Raw genomic sequence first — 16,179 nt, 5'->3', positions numbered from 1 at the left:
CGTGATCTCGGCCGAAAGGGACGCCGGTTGGCTCGTCCGTCGGCCGGTGCGCCTGTCCCTCAGCCCGCGTACGGGTCCTGCACCTTGCCCGGCCGTGCCAGGAAGGCGAAGTCGCAGCCGGTGTCGGCCTGGGTGATCTGTTCGTTGTAGAGCGCGCCGTAGCCGCGCTCGTACCGCTCGGGCGGCGCGGTCCACTCCGCCCTGCGCCGCGCCAACTCGTCGTCGTCCACGTTCAGTCGGAGCAGACGTGCATCGACGTCGAGCGTGATGGTGTCGCCGGTGCGGACCAGCGCGAGCGGCCCGCCGATGTACGACTCGGGCGCCACGTGCAGCACGCAGGTGCCGTAACTCGTGCCGCTCATCCGGGCGTCGGAGATCCGCACCATGTCCCGTACGCCCTGCTTCAGCAGGTGGTCGGGGATCGGCAGCATCCCGTACTCGGGCATGCCGGGACCGCCCTTGGGGCCGGCGTTGCGCAGCACCAGCACGGTGTCCGCCGTGATGCCCAACTCCGGGTCGTTGATGGTCCGTTGCATGGTCCGGTAGTCGTCGAAGACGACCGCGGAACCGGTGTGCTTGAGCAGGTGCGGCTCGGCGGAGATGTGCTTGATGACCGCGCCGTCGGGGCAGAGGTTGCCCCGCAGGACCGCCACGCCGCCCTCGTCCGCGACCGGGTTGTCGCGCGGCCGGATCACCTCGTCGTTGTGGACGAGGGCTCCGTCGAGCTGCTCGCGCAGCGTGTCGTGCGAGACGGTCGGCCGGTCCAGGTGCAGCAGATCGGTGATCCGCGACAGGAACCCGGGCAGCCCGCCCGCGAAGTGGAAGTCCTCCATCAGGTACTTCTGGCCGCCGGGCCGTACGTTCGCGAGCACCGGCACCGTACGCGCGATCCGGTCGAAGTCGTCGAGCGTGAGCCGGACTCCGGAGCGCCCGGCCATGGCGATCAGATGGATCACGGCGTTGGTGGAACCGCCGAGTCCGAGCACGGTCGTCACCGCGTCCTCGAAGGCCTCCGAGGTGAGGATGTCGGACAACTTCCGGTTCTTGCGGACGAGTTCGACGATCCGGAGGCCGGAGGCCGCGGCCATCCGGTCGTGCCCGGAGTCGACGGCCGGGATGCTGGAGGCGCCTGGGACCGTGACCCCGAGCGCCTCGGCGGCCGCGGTCAGCGTGGACGCCGTACCCATGGTCATGCAGTGGCCGGGCGAGCGGGCGAGCCCGCTCTCCAGTTCGGTCATCTCGCAGTCGCCGATGAGTCCGGCGCGCTTGTCGTCCCAGTACTTCCACATGTCGGTGCCGGAGCCGAGGATCTCGTTGCGCCAGTGGCCGGGCAGCATGGGCCCGGCGGGCACGAAGATCGCGGGGAGATCCGCCGAGGCGGCCCCCATGAGCAGCGCGGGCGTGGACTTGTCGCAGCCGCCCATCAGCACGGCCCCGTCCACCGGATAGGACCGCAGCAGTTCCTCGGTCTCCATCGCGAGCATGTTGCGGTAGAGCATCGGGGTCGGCTTCTGGAAGGTCTCACTGAGCGTCGACACCGGGAACTCCAGCGGGAAGCCGCCGGCCTGCCACACGCCCCGCTTGACCGCCTGGGCCCGGTCCCGCAGGTGGACGTGGCACGGGTTGATGTCGGACCAGGTGTTGAGGATCGCGATGACGGGCTTGCCCAGGTGCTCCTCGGGCAGGTAGCCGAGCTGACGGGTGCGGGCTCGGTGGCTGAACGAGCGCAGCCCTTCCGTCCCGTACCACTGATGGCTGCGCAACTCTCTTGGGGCGACGGGGACTTCACTACCGCCGGTCATTTCGCTACCGCCGGTCGTTTCACTTCTGCCGGTCATATGGACCACCCCGAGGCGATGACGGCGATCTCGGCCCGTTCGGACTCGGGGAGCTCCCTGCTCGGCGGCCGGACCTCGCGGCGGCACAGGCCGAGCGAGGCCAGGGCCTCCTTCACCACCGTCACGTTGTTGGCCGAGCCGTTGGCCGCGCGCAGCTCCTCGAAGCGGCGGATCTGCTCCCACACCTTCATGGCGCCCGCGTAGTCGCCGGATCGAAGCGCTTCGATCATGTTCAGCGAGACGGCCGGGGCGACGTTCACCAGACCCGACGTGAAGCCCGTCGCGCCCGCCGAGAAGTACGAGGGCGCGTACGGCTCCGCGAGCCCGGCCACCCACACGAAGCGCTCGAGTCCCGCGTCCCGGGCGAACGCGGCGAAGCGGGCCGCGTCCGGTACGGCGTACTTCACGCCGATGACGTTCGGGCAGATGTCGGCCAGTTCGGCGAGCCGGGCGCCGGCGAGCACCGGGTTGCGGATGTACGGGACGACGCCCAGCTCGGGGACGGCCTCCGCGATCGCCCGGTGGTAGTCGACCCAGCCGCCCGCCGAGACGTACGGGTGCACGGGCTGATGGACCATCACCATCTGCGCCCCGAGCTCGCGGGCGTGCCGCGCGGAGGCGACGGCGGTCGGCACGTCGTGCCCGACCCCGACCAGGATGATGGCCCGCTCCCCCGCCTCGTCGATGGTCAACTCGGTGACCGTGCGCCGCTCTTCGGGGCTCAGTGCGTAGAACTCGCCGGTGTTGCCGTTGGGCGTGAGGATGCGGACGCCGCCGTCGAGCACCCGGCGCAGCAGTGCCCGGAAGACCTCGTGGTCGATGGTCCCGTCCTCGGCGAACGGGGTCACGGGGATCGCCACCACGTCGGCGAGAGCGGCCCGTTGGGCCTCGAACGTGGTCGTGGTCGCGGTCATTCCTGCTCACCCTTTCCCTGGGCCTCGGGGAAGGCCCGTTGCACGAACGAGGCGATGTGCGAGTGCAGAGCGCGTGCCGCGCCGTCCGAGTCGCCGTCGAGGGCAAGGCGCAGGATCTCCCGGTGCTCGGTGGCCTCGCGCTCCCAGGACGGGTTGGCGGCCCAGGCGACGGCGGAGACCAGGGCGGCCTGGTCCCGGACCTCGTCGAGCATCCGGCCGAGCAGCGGGTTGCCGCAGGTGACGTACAGGGCGCGGTGGAACTCGCGGTTGGCGAGGGAGCGCTGGGCGGTGTCGGTGGCGCCGTCCGCGCGTTCGAGCGCGTCGCGGGCCGTGTCGAGGGAGACTCCGCGCTGCACGGAGCGCCGCAGCGCCTCCGGCTCCAGGAGCAGCCGTACGTCGTACACCTCGCGCGCCATGTCCGCGTCCACCATGCGCACCGTGACGCCCTTGTACTGGTTCATCACGACGAGTCCGGTGCCGGCCAGGGTCTTGAGCGCCTCCCGCACCGGGGTCTTGGACACCCCGAACTGCGCGGCGAGCTCGGTCTCGACCAGGGCCTGACCGGGCGTCAACTGCCCGGTGAGGATGCGGTGTTTGATCCCTTCCAGCACGAACTGCGTGCGGGAGGGGATCGGCGTGGGCACAGAGGTCATGCGCGCCTCTCGGGGATCTCGCGTATCGGATCTCGCGTATCGCGTCTCATATATGACGTACGAAGTACGACGCGATGAAGCTAGGAGGGCGCCCGATGTTTCGTCAATGCTTCTGACAAAAGAAGCTGAGGTTGACCTTCAGATGATCTTCAGACGACCTTCGCGTCGCCTTCACGGGCCATGGAGGTACGGCCGCCGAACACGGCCGCGGCGCGGGCGGTGGCAGCCTGGGGTGTGAGGGTGGGGCCGACGTGGGTGACAAGCAGTTCACCCACTCCCGCCGACCGGGCCAGCGCGCCGGCGTCCTCCGGAGTCAGGTGGACCTGCCTGCCTTCACCATCGCCTTCGCCTTCGCCTTCGCGATGCCGGTCGATGTCGGCCTCGCAGAGGAACAGGTCGGCTCCCCGGGCGAGTTCGACGAGCGCCTCGCACGGGCCGCTGTCCCCCGAGTACGCGAGGACCCTCCCCTCGCACTCGGCCCGCAGCCCGTACGCCTCGGTGTCGTGCACGACGGCATGACTGGTGAGTCGCAGCCCGCCGTACCGCACCTCATCTCCGTCGACCAGGTCCCTGAACTCGAAGATCCCGCTCAGGAACCCCGGATCGGGCTTGCCGAAGAACCCGGCGAGGCGCTGCCCACAACCCTCGGGCGCATGAACCGGAATAGGTGCGTCCGGAGTGAGCCCGCCGTACGCCAGCCCGTACACGGCAGCCAACAAGTCGGCGCAGTGGTCGGCATGCAGATGTGAGATCCAGATCGCCGTCAACCGCGCCGGATCAGTGTGCCGCTGCAACTCGGCGAACGTCCCCGGACCGGCGTCCACCCAGACCTCGGCGCCGCCGCCGCTCAGCAGGTAGCCGGAGCAGGGGTGGCCCGGCCGGGGGTGCGGGGAGGCGGTGCCGAGAGTGGTGAGGGTGAGGGGCATGCGGGGAGCGTACGGTTCCGGCGGGGCCGGGGCTTGGTGTTTTGTCCGGGGCCGGACCCAAGGCGGTGGCCGGGGTCTGACCCAAGGCGGTGGCCGGGGCTCTACTTGCTCGGCCAGCTCGGGTTCCGGCCGCTCAGTCCGATCACCCGGTCCAGCAGGGGCGCTCCCGGCGGCACCGGCACAGGAGGTCCGAAGAGGCCGCCGCCTTCCGGGTCGTCGGCGGTCGGGGACAGCACCTCGTACGCCGCCCGCAGGGCCGCCGCGTCGGGCGCGTACGACTGGCCGGTCGCACGGGCCAGGTCCCAGCCGTGGACCACGAGTTCGTCGGCGGCGATGATGCCCGCGACCTCGCCGGGCAGGTCCACGCCACCGGCCCGGGTGGCGCCGGTCCAGGCGGACGGGTCGCGCCAGGCCTCGGCCAGCTCGCCGAGGACCTTCGGCAGCTCGACCCGCCAGCCGGGCGTCAGGTCCGGCACCCGGGAACCGGGGTCGGTGTCCGTCGAGGAACCGAGATTCTTCTGTGCGGCGTCCCGGAAGGCGCCGGCCAGCCCGAGCAGATGTCCCAGCAGATGGCGTACCGCGTACTCCGGGCACGGCGTCGCGGCGTCCAGCTGCTCGTCGCCCACTTCCTCCGCGAGACGGACGACGATCAGGGCCTGCGGCCCCAGGTCGAGAGTCGTCGGTGTCGTACTGCCTTCGGGCATGTTCGGCTCCTCTGGTCGCGGGGTCGCCAACGGGTAGACCGACGGCCGTACGGAAACTCATCGCGCCCGCTCCCGAGATCATGCTCAGGAACCTGGTCAGGCGTTCGAGCCCCCGAGATGCTCTGGGTATCCGGGACGTTCGGTGTCGGGACCACGAAGGGGAGCCACGCCATGAAGGCGATCGTTCAGGATGCCTACGGATCAGCGGACCTCCTGGAACTGCGCGACATCGACCGGCCCGTGCCCCGCGACGACGAGGTGCTCGTCGAGGTGCGCGCGGCGGGTGTCGGCCCCGAGGTGTGGCACCTCATGACGGGCCGCCCCCATGTGGCCCGCGTCGCCCTGGGACTCCGCAGGCCGAAGAATCCCGTACGGGGCTGGGACGGCGCGGGACGCGTCGAGGCGGTCGGCGCCAAGGTGACCGACTTCAAGCCGGGCGACGAGGTCTTCGGCAACTGCGAGGGCTCGTTCGCCGAGTACGCGTGCGCCAAGGCCGCCAAGATCGCGCTCAAGCCCGCCAACCTCACCTTCGAGCAGGCCGCCGCGCTCCCCGTCTCGGGCATGACCGCCCTCCAGGCCCTCACCGGCAAGGGCCGCCCGGAGCCGGGCCAGCAGGTCCTCGTCATCGGCGCCTCCGGCGGCGTGGGGTCCTACGCCGTCCAGCTCGCCACGATGTACGGCGCCGAGGTCACCGGCGTCTGCGGCCCCACGGGCGCGGACTTCGTCCGCTCCCAGGGCGCCGCCCACGTCATCGACTACACCCGCGAGGACATCACCGACGGCCCGCGCCGCTACGACGTCATCGTCGACAACGCGGGCCTGCGCCCGCTGCCCGTCCTGCGCCGCGCCCTCACTCCGCGCGGCACCCTCGTCATCGTCGGCGGCGAGGGCGGAACCGCCTTCTTCGGCGGCCTGAGCCGCGGCCTCCGGGCCGTCCTGCTCTCCCCCTTCATCGGCCAGAACCTCCGCAACCTCGTCTCCGTCGCCCGCCGGGAAGACCTGCTGACCCTCAAGGACCTCGCCGAACAGGGCAGGATCGTCCCGGCCGTCGACCGCACGTACCCGCTCGCCGAGGCGCCCGCCGCGATCCGCCACCTGGAGAAGGACCACCCTCGGGGCAAGCTCGTGGTCACCGTCTGACGCCGACGACCGCCGCCCCTGCCCGCTTCTAGGGCAACTGCCCGATCCCGGCCCGGGGGCCTTAGCCCCACGATGACCAGGCATGACGACATCGGCCCCCAAAGGGGCATCCACCTGGCCGGTGACCCGCGTCCTGCGCGACCGCAACGCGGGTCTCTACCTCGGCGGGGTCCTGGTCTCCGGTTTCGGCACGTCGGCGATGTGGCTGGTGGCCGGGATCTGGGTCAAGGACCTGACCGGCTCGGACGGTCTTGCCGCGCTCTGCGTCTTCGCCCTCTGGGCGCCCACGCTCATCGGCCCGGCTCTCGGCACCCTCGCGGACCGTGTCCGCCGCAGGCCGCTGCTGGTGTGGACGAACCTCGGCCTGGCCGCGCTCCTGCTGTCCCTGTTCGCCGTCGACTCCGCGGACGCCCTGTGGATCCTTTTCGCCGTCCTCCTCGTCTACGGCGCGGCCGGTGTCGTCCACGACGCGGCGGAGTCGACGCTGGTGGCCACGGCCGTCGACAGACAGCTCCTCGGTGATTTCAACGGCCTCCGGATGACGGCCAACGAGGGCATGAAGCTGCTCGCCCCGCTGGCCGGAGCGGGGCTGTACGCGGCGTACGGGGGCGCCCGCGTGGCCCTCCTGGACGCGCTCACCTTCGCCCTGGCGGCGGGCCTCTACGCACTCCTGCGCGTACACGAGCCGAAGCCGCGCCCGGCCCCGACCGGCTGGCGCACACAGACGGCCGAAGGCGCCCGCTACCTCTGGGGCCACGCGACCCTGCGTCCCCTGGTCGTCGCCGGCGGCACGACGATGCTCTTCTCCGGCCTCAACGGGGCGGCGATCTACGCGGTGGCGGAGGGCCTGGGCCGCTCCCCCGCGTACGTGGGTGTGCTGTATGTCGCCCAGGGCGCCGGATCGGTGGCGATCGGCCTGGCCGCGGGCCCGCTGCTGCGCCGCCTGGGCGAGCGCCGGTTCGCGGGCTGCGGCATCGCGCTCACCGCCGTGGCCGTGACGGCTCGCGCGCTCCCGTACGACACGGTGGTCCTGGCCTCCGCCGTGGCGGTCGGCGTGGGGCTCCCGTGCGTGCTGATCGCGGCCGTCACCGCGGTCCAGCGCGAGACCCCGGACGCCCTCCTTGGCCGTACGACGGCGACCGCCAACACGCTGCTGCTCGCCCCGACCGCGGTGGGACTCGCGATCGGCGCGGGCCTGGTCGAACTCGTGCCCCACCAGGTGCTGTTGGCGGTTCTTGGGCTGGTGCGGCTGGTGACGGTCGTGCCCCTGCTGCGGCGTCAGCCGAGCCGCGTGAGCGCCTCCGTCACGAGCGACAAGTCCTCGTCGGACGCCAACCCCGCGTGATAAAGCCGCACTTCGGTGGCCCCGAGGCCGACCGCCCGCGCCACGTCCTCGCCGAGTGTCGCGGGGCGGCCGCCCATCCCGCTCACCACGGTGAAGTTGGCCGCCAGCACGTTCCTCTCAACTGCCTGCTCGGCAAAGGGAGTCAGCGGCTCGGGGCCTCCGGAGCACGGCACGACCACGCCGTCGGCGACCGACAGGATGTGCGCGGGATCCACGCCGACGTTCGCGCCGACGCGGTACGAGAGCGGGTCCGCGTGCAGCAGGATCTGGAACCCCTCGGGAGCCGCCGAGCGCACCGCGCCGACGGCCTCCGTCTGGAGCGAGCGGGCGACGGAGTCACGCCACGCGCGCGTGGCCGTCGCCAACTCCGCGCCGAGCAGCTTCTCGACGGCTTCCCAGCCCCCCGCGGGTGCCTCGCCGCGCCAGACGGGCTCCAGGGCCCGCCGGACCGAGGCCGCCAACTCGTCGGGGTCGAGACCCCGTCGCGTATAGCCGTCGCGGCAGGAGGGGCAGAAGCACAGCGACATCAGGTACAGCCCGGCGTCCCCGACCGCCACGCCCGCCGTCTTGTCGTGGGCGTGCAGATGTGCGAGCCCGTACCAGCCGAGGGACTCCAGCTCCGTACCCGCGGCGCCGGGCCGTACCGCCGCCTCGACGGCCAGCTCGACCAGGTACGCGCGCGTGTCGGGCTGCGCGATGCAGGGCGCCCACGGATAGCGGTCTCCGTAGGCGTTGACCACGGACGTGTCCGGAAACTCCTCGCCCATACGGGAGTTGTGCGCGAGCACCACCCAGGTGTGCACATCGAGCCCCGCCGCCGCGAGGGCCGCGGCGGCATCCCCGTACGCGTCCCCCGGCGCCCAGTCCCCGGCGGCGTACGGCCGGAGCCGGCGCCCCTCCCACCGCTCGCCGTCCACCGGGTAGAGCACGGCCGCGTGCCGGGCGGTGACGATCCGGGTCCGCGGGTGCCGAGGGGTCAGCGCCCGCGTGGAGTGGTACGCGGAGGCGAGCGTCGCCTGCCGGACCCCGAGCCCGGCGATGCGCGCCGCGGCGCCGGGATCGCCGTTGACATCCCACGGGTAGACGAAGGTCGAAGCCTTCACACGCCCTCCTGGAGCAGCTCGTACCCACGCTCGATCAGCTGAGCGAGCTGCTTGACATGATCCTCGGTCGGTTCGTGCAGCGGCGACCGCACCTCGCCGACGTCGAGGCCGCGCAGCCGTACGCCCGCCTTGACCAGCGAGACGGCGTACCCGCGCCCATGCGCGCGCAGGTCGACGAAGGGCCGGTAGAACCCGTCGAGCAGCCGGTTCACGGTGGCGTCGTCGCCGGAGTTGTACGCGCGGTAGAAGGCCAGCGCGATCTCCGGGGCGAAGCAGAACACGGCGGACGAGTACAGCGTGATCCCGATGCCCCGGTAGGCGAGCCCGGTCAGCTCGGCGGTCGGCAGCCCGTTGAAGTACAGGAAGTCCCCGGACACCTCGCCGCGGACCGTGCTCACGATCCGCTGCATCAGGTCCAGATCGCCCAGCCCGTCCTTGAACCCGATGATCCCGTCGGTCCGGGCCAGTCCGACCACGGTCTCCGGCGTGAACACGGCGTTGTCCCGCTGGTACACGATCACGTCGAGCGAGGTGGCGGCGGCCAGTTCCGTGTAGTGCCGCAGCAGGCCCTCCTGCCCGGCGACGACGAGATAGGGCGGCATGGCGAGCAGTCCGTCCGCGCCCGCCTCCTCGGCGAGCCGCGCGTACCGCACGGCGAGCGCGGTGCCGTACCCGGCGCCCGCGACGACGGGCACGCGTCCGGCCGTCTCCTCGACGGCCGCCCGCACGCAGTCCTGGAACTCCTCGGGCGTGAGCGCGTGGAACTCCCCGGTGCCGCAGCAGGCGAAGACCGCGGCGGCCCCGGCCTCGACACCTCGCCGGACATGCTCGCGGTACACGTCGAGGTCGAGAGCGCCGTCGCGGTCGTACGCGGTGACGGGAAAGAACAGCGGCCCGCTCGGGATACCGAGCCGAGCGGCAAGGGGGGCTGACGGTGCTGACGTCACGGGCTCTCCCTAGAGCAAGCACGCACACGCCACCCGTGCACGTTTCTGATTAACGTCCATATCTCTGAACGCATCCACGCTAAGGTGCCCCCTTGGGGGCGGTCAAGCCGTCGATCTCGCATTCTGGGAGCAATGGGGGCGCGGATTTCCCCACTTCGTGAGCGGCGGCGCAGGCTCCGCGCGACACTTGACGCAGCCGGTTCACGATCCTTAGCGTGTCCACGGATGTGAATGCCGTACACGCATACAGCGGTTGATTCAAGGAGACCCGAGGATGCCCGCTCCCCGCACCGTCCTGCTCACCGGCGCCGCCGGCGGCCTCGGCACCCTGATGCGGGAGCTCCTGCCCGCCTACGGCTACGAACTGCGCCTCCTCGACCTGCTGCCGATCGAGGGCGAGCCGGACGCGATCACCGCGGACCTCGGCGACAAGGAGTCCCTGCGCGAGGCCGTACGGGGCGTGGACGCGATCATCCACCTCGCGGGCATCTCCCTGGAGTCCACCTTCGACAAGATCCTGAAGGCGAACATCGAGGGCACGTACAACCTGTACGAGGCCGCGCGCGAGGAGGGCGTGCGGCGCATCGTCTTCGCCTCCTCCAACCACGCGGTCGGCTTCACCCCGCGCCCCGAGGGCGACGCGCCGCACGACCCGGGCGCGCTCATCCCCATCGACACCCCGCACCGCCCGGACACCTTCTACGGCCTGTCGAAGGCGTTCGGCGAGGACCTGGCCCAGTTCTACTGGGACAAGCACGGCATGGAGACCGTGTCCGTCCGGATCGGCTCCTGCTTCCCGGAGCCCACCAGCGTGCGCATGCTGTCGGTCTGGATGAGCCCCGACGACGGCGCCCGCCTCCTGCACGCGGCCCTGACCGCCGAGGACGTCCGGCACACCGTGGTCTACGGCTCGTCGGCCAACACACGCCTGTGGTGGGACCTGTCGACCGCCCGGGCGCTCGGCTACGAGCCGCGGGACGACTCCGAGCCGTACGCCGAGAAGCTGATCGCCGAGCAGGGCGAGCTGGACCCGGAGAACCCGGACCACGCCTGCCTGGGCGGCCACTTCGTCACCAACCCGCCCATCTGGCCGTACTGACCCGTCCGGCCGTACTGACCCACCTGCGCCACTGACCCACCTGAGCCACCGAACCGAGACCGGAACACAGGGCGGACGGGCACCGAACGGGCCCGTCCGCCCCGCCGTTCGGGCATCCGCACTGCCCGAATTCCGCTGCACCGCAGGTCCCACGCGGGCGGCCGCCGTACGGTACGGGCACATACGGGCGCCATCGGGCCTGCAACAGGCCTGGTCAGTGCCGCGCACCGGCGGTAGAACTTCCCCCATGGGTCCCACCGGGCCCGAACGGGCAGTGAGCACGGAGAGGTGTCGGCCATGAGTGCGGAAGAACGTCAGCGGGAGATCGTCCAGAGCGCCCGCCGCACCGGCGCCGTCGACGTCAACGAGCTCGCCGCCGAGCTGGGCGTCGCGAAGGAGACCGTACGCCGCGATCTGCGGGCCCTGGAGGACCACGGCCTCGTCCGCCGCACGCACGGCGGCGCCTACCCCGTGGAGAGCGCCGGCTTCGAGACGACCCTCGCCTTCCGCGCCACCAGCCACGTGCCCGAGAAGCGCCGGATCGCGGTCGCCGCGGCCGAGCTGCTCGGGGACGCCGAGACGGTCTTCGTCGACGAGGGGTTCACCCCGCAACTCATCGCCGAGTCACTGCCCCGGGACCGGCCGCTCACCGTGGTCACCGCGTCCCTGGCCACCGCGGGAGCGCTCGCCGAGGCCGACCACACGACGGTCCTCCTCCTCGGCGGCCGGGTGCGGCCCGGCACGCTCGCCACCGTCGACCACTGGACGACGAAGATGCTCGCCGGCTTCGTCATCGACCTGGCGTTCATCGGCGCCAACGGCATCTCCCGCGAACACGGCCTCACCACGCCCGACCCGGCGGTCAGCGAGGTCAAGTCACAGGCGGTCCGCGCCTCCCGGCGCACGGTCTTCGCGGGTGTGCACACCAAGTTCGGCGCGGTCAGCTTCTGCCGTTTCGCGGAGGTCAGCGCCCTGGAGGCGATCGTCACCAGCACGCTCCTCCCCACCTCCGAGGCCCACCGCTACTCCATGCAGGGCCCTCAGGTCATCCGAGTCTGAATCCGAGAACCGACCCCACCCGACCGGCTTCCCCACCGTCCGAAAACCCAACTGACCCACTACGCAGGGCACCCCCATGCCCTGCAGTATCCCTTATATCCCAATACGTCCCAGGAGCGATCCATGCGAACCCAGAGCCGACGGAGGCCGCGCGCGATGCTCGCCGCGGCCGCCGCAGGGACGCTGCTCACCCCGCTGCTCTCCGGCTGCTGGGCCGGAGCCGGCGGGGCGGGCTCCGGCGGCAACTCCATCAACGTCCTCATGGTCAACAACCCGCAGATGATGGAGTTGCAGAAGCTCACCAAGGCCCACTTCACCAAGAAGACCGGCATCAAGGTGAACTTCACCGTCCTGCCGGAGAACGACGTCCGCGACAAGATCAGCCAGGACTTCGCCAACCAGGCCGGCCAGTACGACGTGGCCACCCTGAGCAACTACGAGATACCGATCTACGCCAGGAACGACTGGCTGCACGAGATGGACTCGTACGTCGCGAAGGACAGCGCCTACGACGAGCAGGACGTCCTCAAGCCCATGCGCCAGTCCCTCACCGGCGACGACGGCAAGCTCTACGGGCAGCCCTTCTACGGCGAGTCGTCCTTCCTGATGTACCGCAAGGACGTGTTCGCCAAGGAGGGCCTCACGATGCCCGACCGCCCGACCTGGACGCAGGTGGCCGACCTCGCGGCCGAGGTCGACGGCGCCGAGTCAGGCATGAAGGGCATCTGTCTGCGCGGCCTGCCCGGCTGGGGCGAGATCATGGCACCGCTCACCACGGTCGTGAACACCTTCGGCGGCACGTGGTTCGACAAGGACTGGAAGGCGCGGCTCGACTCCCCGGAGTTCAGGAAGGCGACCCAGTTCTACGTGGACCTCGTCCGCGAGCACGGCGAGTCGGGTGCGGCCCAGGCCGGCTTCGCGGAGTGCCTCAACAACATGACCCAGGGCAAGACCGCCATGTGGTACGACGCCACGTCCGGAGCCGGTTCCCTGGAGTCGGCCAACTCCCCGGTCAAGGGCAAGATCGGCTACGTACCGGCGCCCGTCGAGGAGACGAAGAGCTCCGGCTGGCTCTACACCTGGGCCTGGGGCATCCAGGACGCGTCCCGGAACCCGGACAAGGCCTGGAAGTTCGTCTCCTGGGCGTCGAGCAAGGAGTACGAGCAGCTGGTCGGCGAGGAGATCGGCTGGTCCAACGTGCCGGCCGGCAAGCGCGCGTCCACCTACGAGAACGCGGCGTACCGCAAGGAGGCCGCCGCGTTCGAGGACGTGACCCGTTCCGCCATCGAGGAGGCCCGGCCGACCGATCCCGGGGTGCAGCCGCGCCCGGCCCCCGGCATCCAGTTCGTCGGCATCCCCGAGTTCACCGATCTCGGCACCAAGGTCTCGCAGGAGATCAGCGCGGCCATCGCCGGACGCCAGTCCGTCGAGTCGGCCCTGAAGAAGTCCCAGCAACTGGCCGAGGAGATCGCCGAGGAGTACGAGGGACGATGACCGCCACGACGACAGCCCCAGTAGCCGCACCATCCGTACGCGCCGAGCGGAAGCCCCCGTCGGGCCGCCTGCGCGCCTGGGCGACCCGGGCCCCGCTGCTCCCCGCCCTGATCTTCATGATCGCCGTGACCCAGCTCCCGTTCGTGGCCACGCTGGTGATCTCCTTCTTCGACTGGAACTCCCTCTACCCGGACGCCCGCTCCTTCACGGGCTTCGGCAACTACTCCGAGGTCCTCAGCGACGCCGACCTGCGCCAGTCGGTCTGGACGACGATCCTGCTGACGGTCGCCGTCGTACTGGCCAGCCTCGTCCTGGGCCTCGGGCTCGCCCTCCTCCTGGACCGCAAGTTCAGGGGCCGCGGCCTGGTCCGCACACTCCTGATCGCACCCTTCCTGGTGGTCCCCGTAGCAGCGGCCCTGCTCTGGAAGCACGTGCTCTACAACCCCGAGTACGGCCTCCTGAACGGCCTTCTCCACTACGTGGGCGGCCCACAGCCGGACTGGATCTCCAACACCCCACTCCTCGCCGTGGAGGCATCCCTCGTCTGGCAGTGGACGCCCTTCATGATGCTGATCCTGCTGGCGGGCCTGCAGAGCCGAGACCACCAGCAGATAGAAGCAGCACGCGTGGACGGCGCGAGCGACTGGCAGGTCTTCCGCTACCTGACACTCCCCCACCTGCGCCGCTACCTCGAACTCGGCGCCCTGCTGGGCTCGATCTACATCGTCCAGAACTTCGACGCGGTCTTCACGATCACCTCCGGCGGCCTGGGCACCGCGAACCTGCCCTACACCGTCTACCAGAGCTTCTACCAGGCCCACGAGAACGGCCTCGCCTCCGCGGCCGGCGTCCTGGTCGTCATCGGCTCGATCATCATCGCGACCTTCGCGCTCCGCGTGGTCTCGTCCCTGTTCCGCGAGGAGGTGGGCCGCGCATGAGCGCCACCGCGATACGAGTACGCCCCAGCCGCACCAAGGGAGCGGGCCTGGGCCTACTGGCCTGGCTGGCCGGAATAGTGTTCTTCCTCCCCATCGCCTGGATGGCCCTGACGTCCTTCCACTCGGAGGAGGACGCGGCGACCAATCCCCCGTCCTTCGGAGCCGCGCTCACCCTGGACGGCTACCGCGAGTTCTTCGGCGCGGGCGGCGGCGCGAGCCCCTGGCCCGCACTCATCAACTCGACGGTGGCATCGCTGGCGTCGACACTGCTCGTCCTCCTCCTGGCCCTCCCGGCGGCATACGCGCTCTCCATCCGCCCGGTGAAGAAGTGGACGGACGTCCTGTTCTTCTTCCTCTCCACCAAGATGCTCCCGGTGGTGGCGGGCCTCCTGCCGATCTACCTCTTCGCCAAGAACACGGGACTGCTGGACAACATCTGGCTCCTGGTCATCCTCTACACCTCCATGAACCTGCCGATCGCGGTGTGGATGATGCAGTCCTTCCTCTCCGAGGTCCCGGTGGCCGTCATCGAGGCAGCACAGATAGACGGCGCGAAACTACCCACAATCCTGACCCGCATAGTCGCGCCCATCTCCCTCCCCGGCATCGCCGCCACGGCCCTCATCTGCTTCATCTTCAGCTGGAACGAGCTGCTCTTCGCCCGAGTCCTCACCGGCGTCGTCGCTGAGACGGCCCCCGTCTTCCTGACCGGCTTCATCACCAGCCAGGGCCTGTTCCTGGCGAAGGTGTGCGCCGCGTCGCTCGTCATCTCCCTGCCGGTGCTCGCCGCGGGGTTCGCCGCCCAGGACAAACTGGTCCAGGGCCTGTCACTGGGAGCCGTGAAATGAAGGCCGCCGTCATCGAGTCCGTGGGCAAGGCCGTCGTCGCCGAGGTCCCGGACCCGACGCCAGGGCCCCGCGAGGTCGTCGTCGAGGTCGCGGCCTGCGGCCTGTGCGGCACGGACCTGCACATCCTCCAGGGCGAGTTCGCCCCCAAGCTGCCGATCGTGCCGGGCCACGAGTTCGCGGGCGCGGTGGTCGGAGTGGGCACCCAGGTCACAGAACTCTCGGTCGGCGACCGGGTGGCGGTGGACCCGTCCCTCTACTGCTACGAGTGCCGCTACTGCCGTACGGGCCACAACAACCTCTGCGAACGCTGGGCCGCGATCGGCGTCACCACAGCGGGCGGCGCGGCCCAGTACGCCGTCGCCCCCGTCGCCAACTGCGTCAAGCTCCCCGAACACGTACGCACCCAGGACGCGGCCCTCGTCGAACCCCTCTCCTGCGCGGTCCGCGGCTACGACGTCCTCCGGTCCCGCCTCGGCGCGCACGTCCTGATCTACGGCTCCGGGACGATGGGCCTGATGATGCTGGAGCTGGCCAAGCGCACGGGCGCGGCGAGCGTGGACGTGGTGGACCTGAACTCCCAGCGCCTGTCCACCGCCCAGCTGCTCGGCGTCTCGGCCTCCGCCACGAACGCCGACGAGCTGGACCGGCCGCAGGGCTGGGACCTGGTGATCGACGCGACGGGCAACGCGGCGGCGATCCAGGACGGCCTGGACCGGGTGGCCAAGGCCGGCACGTTCCTCCAGTTCGGCGTCGCCGACTACGCGACGCGGGTCTCCATCGACCCGTACCGCATCTACAACCAGGAGATCACGATCACCGGCTCCATGGCCGTGCTCCACAGTTTCGAGCGTGCGGCGGAGCTTTTCGCCACGGGTGTTCTCGACCCGGACATCTTCATCAGCGACCGCCTGCCCCTGGCGAGCTATCCCCAGGCGCTGGAGCAGTTCGCGTCGGGGGTGGGGCGGAAGATCGTGGTGGTGCCGTAGGAGAGGATCTCGCCCCCGCCGCCCCTACCCGTCCCGTCCCCTGGGGCTCCGCCCCAGACCCCGAGGCGTGTGTTGCGTCGGGTGCGGGTGGGTGGGGCTGGTCGCGCAGTTCCCCGCGCCCCTGAAAAGCGGGCTGCGCCCTGCTTTTCAGCCCGACCCCCGCCCACCCTGCCCGGGCCCGCACC

General features: G+C 70.7%; 15 protein-coding genes. 8 read left to right on the top strand and 7 right to left on the bottom strand.

All coding sequences use genetic code 11. The annotated features are described in order from the left end of the window. Positions 1 to 59: 59 nt before the first annotated feature. From araD to AB0I18_RS37655, 5 genes are all read right to left on the bottom strand, one after another. Positions 60 to 1,802: an L-arabinonate dehydratase gene (gene araD, locus AB0I18_RS37675; RefSeq protein ID WP_363110209.1), complete on the bottom strand. Its 1,743-nt coding sequence runs from the start codon at positions 1,800 to 1,802 to the stop codon at positions 60 to 62. A 32-nt stretch (positions 1,803 to 1,834) separates the two neighbouring features. After that, on the bottom strand, positions 1,835 to 2,752 hold the full coding sequence (locus AB0I18_RS37670) for a dihydrodipicolinate synthase family protein (RefSeq protein WP_363110208.1): 918 nt from the start codon (positions 2,750 to 2,752) through the stop codon (positions 1,835 to 1,837). Then, entirely contained in the window at positions 2,749 to 3,405 is a 657-nt protein-coding gene (locus AB0I18_RS37665; protein WP_363110207.1) for a GntR family transcriptional regulator, read from the bottom strand. The genes AB0I18_RS37670 and AB0I18_RS37665 overlap by 4 nt, the downstream gene beginning before the upstream one ends. Positions 3,406 to 3,554: 149 nt before the next feature. Beyond that, positions 3,555 to 4,331: an MBL fold metallo-hydrolase gene (locus tag AB0I18_RS37660; protein WP_363110206.1), complete on the bottom strand. Its 777-nt coding sequence runs from the start codon at positions 4,329 to 4,331 to the stop codon at positions 3,555 to 3,557. Between the two features lie 101 nt (positions 4,332 to 4,432). Further along, on the bottom strand, positions 4,433 to 5,035 hold the full coding sequence (locus tag AB0I18_RS37655; protein ID WP_363110205.1) for a TIGR03086 family metal-binding protein: 603 nt from the start codon (positions 5,033 to 5,035) through the stop codon (positions 4,433 to 4,435). Between the two features lie 171 nt (positions 5,036 to 5,206). Here AB0I18_RS37655 and AB0I18_RS37650 point away from each other — a divergent pair, with 171 nt between their 5' ends. Together AB0I18_RS37650 and AB0I18_RS37645 are read left to right on the top strand one after the other, a co-directional pair. Continuing rightward, positions 5,207 to 6,175 carry an NAD(P)-dependent alcohol dehydrogenase gene (locus AB0I18_RS37650; RefSeq protein ID WP_363110204.1) on the top strand — a complete coding sequence of 323 codons (969 nt, stop codon included), beginning with the start codon at positions 5,207 to 5,209 and terminating at the stop codon, positions 6,173 to 6,175. Positions 6,176 to 6,257: 82 nt separating this feature from the next. Next, on the top strand, positions 6,258 to 7,520 hold the full coding sequence (locus tag AB0I18_RS37645) for an MFS transporter (RefSeq protein ID WP_363110203.1): 1,263 nt from the start codon (positions 6,258 to 6,260) through the stop codon (positions 7,518 to 7,520). Here AB0I18_RS37645 and AB0I18_RS37640 read toward each other — a convergent pair. Then, on the bottom strand, positions 7,454 to 8,623 hold the full coding sequence (locus AB0I18_RS37640; RefSeq protein ID WP_363110202.1) for a hypothetical protein: 1,170 nt from the start codon (positions 8,621 to 8,623) through the stop codon (positions 7,454 to 7,456). The genes AB0I18_RS37645 and AB0I18_RS37640 overlap by 67 nt on opposite strands. Further along, positions 8,620 to 9,570 carry a 5-dehydro-4-deoxyglucarate dehydratase gene (locus tag AB0I18_RS37635; RefSeq protein WP_363110201.1) on the bottom strand — a complete coding sequence of 317 codons (951 nt, stop codon included), beginning with the start codon at positions 9,568 to 9,570 and terminating at the stop codon, positions 8,620 to 8,622. Before AB0I18_RS37635 ends, AB0I18_RS37640 begins: the two co-directional genes overlap by 4 nt. Positions 9,571 to 9,844: 274 nt before the next feature. Here AB0I18_RS37635 and AB0I18_RS37630 point away from each other — a divergent pair, with 274 nt between their 5' ends. The 6 genes from AB0I18_RS37630 to AB0I18_RS37605 all read left to right on the top strand — a co-directional run bounded on the left by AB0I18_RS37630 (position 9,845) and on the right by AB0I18_RS37605 (position 15,994). Continuing rightward, complete coding sequence (locus AB0I18_RS37630; RefSeq protein ID WP_363110200.1) at positions 9,845 to 10,669, top strand: NAD(P)-dependent oxidoreductase; 825 nt, start codon at positions 9,845 to 9,847, stop codon at positions 10,667 to 10,669. Positions 10,670 to 10,957: 288 nt separating this feature from the next. Then, the gene (locus AB0I18_RS37625) at positions 10,958 to 11,728 is read left to right on the top strand and encodes a DeoR/GlpR family DNA-binding transcription regulator (protein WP_363110199.1); all 771 of its coding nucleotides are present in this window, start codon (positions 10,958 to 10,960) and stop codon (positions 11,726 to 11,728) included. 123 nt (positions 11,729 to 11,851) lie between these two features. Then, positions 11,852 to 13,222, top strand: coding sequence for a sugar ABC transporter substrate-binding protein (locus AB0I18_RS37620; RefSeq protein WP_363110198.1), 1,371 nt, complete (start codon positions 11,852 to 11,854; stop codon positions 13,220 to 13,222). Beyond that, complete coding sequence (locus AB0I18_RS37615) at positions 13,219 to 14,160, top strand: sugar ABC transporter permease (RefSeq protein WP_363110197.1); 942 nt, start codon at positions 13,219 to 13,221, stop codon at positions 14,158 to 14,160. Before AB0I18_RS37620 ends, AB0I18_RS37615 begins: the two co-directional genes overlap by 4 nt. Further along, positions 14,157 to 15,008 (top strand): carbohydrate ABC transporter permease, encoded by an 852-nt coding sequence (locus AB0I18_RS37610; RefSeq protein WP_363110196.1) that lies wholly within the window; start codon positions 14,157 to 14,159, stop codon positions 15,006 to 15,008. Before AB0I18_RS37615 ends, AB0I18_RS37610 begins: the two co-directional genes overlap by 4 nt. Continuing rightward, positions 15,005 to 15,994, top strand: a complete 990-nt coding sequence (locus AB0I18_RS37605; RefSeq protein ID WP_363110195.1) for a zinc-dependent alcohol dehydrogenase family protein — start codon at positions 15,005 to 15,007, stop codon at positions 15,992 to 15,994. Before AB0I18_RS37610 ends, AB0I18_RS37605 begins: the two co-directional genes overlap by 4 nt. Positions 15,995 to 16,179: the final 185 nt, after the last annotated feature.

The sequence above is a fragment of the Streptomyces sp. NPDC050704 genome, from assembly GCF_040654355.1.
Lineage (GTDB): Bacteria > Actinomycetota > Actinomycetes > Streptomycetales > Streptomycetaceae > Streptomyces.
This window is presented reverse-complemented; position numbering and strand designations above follow the sequence as displayed.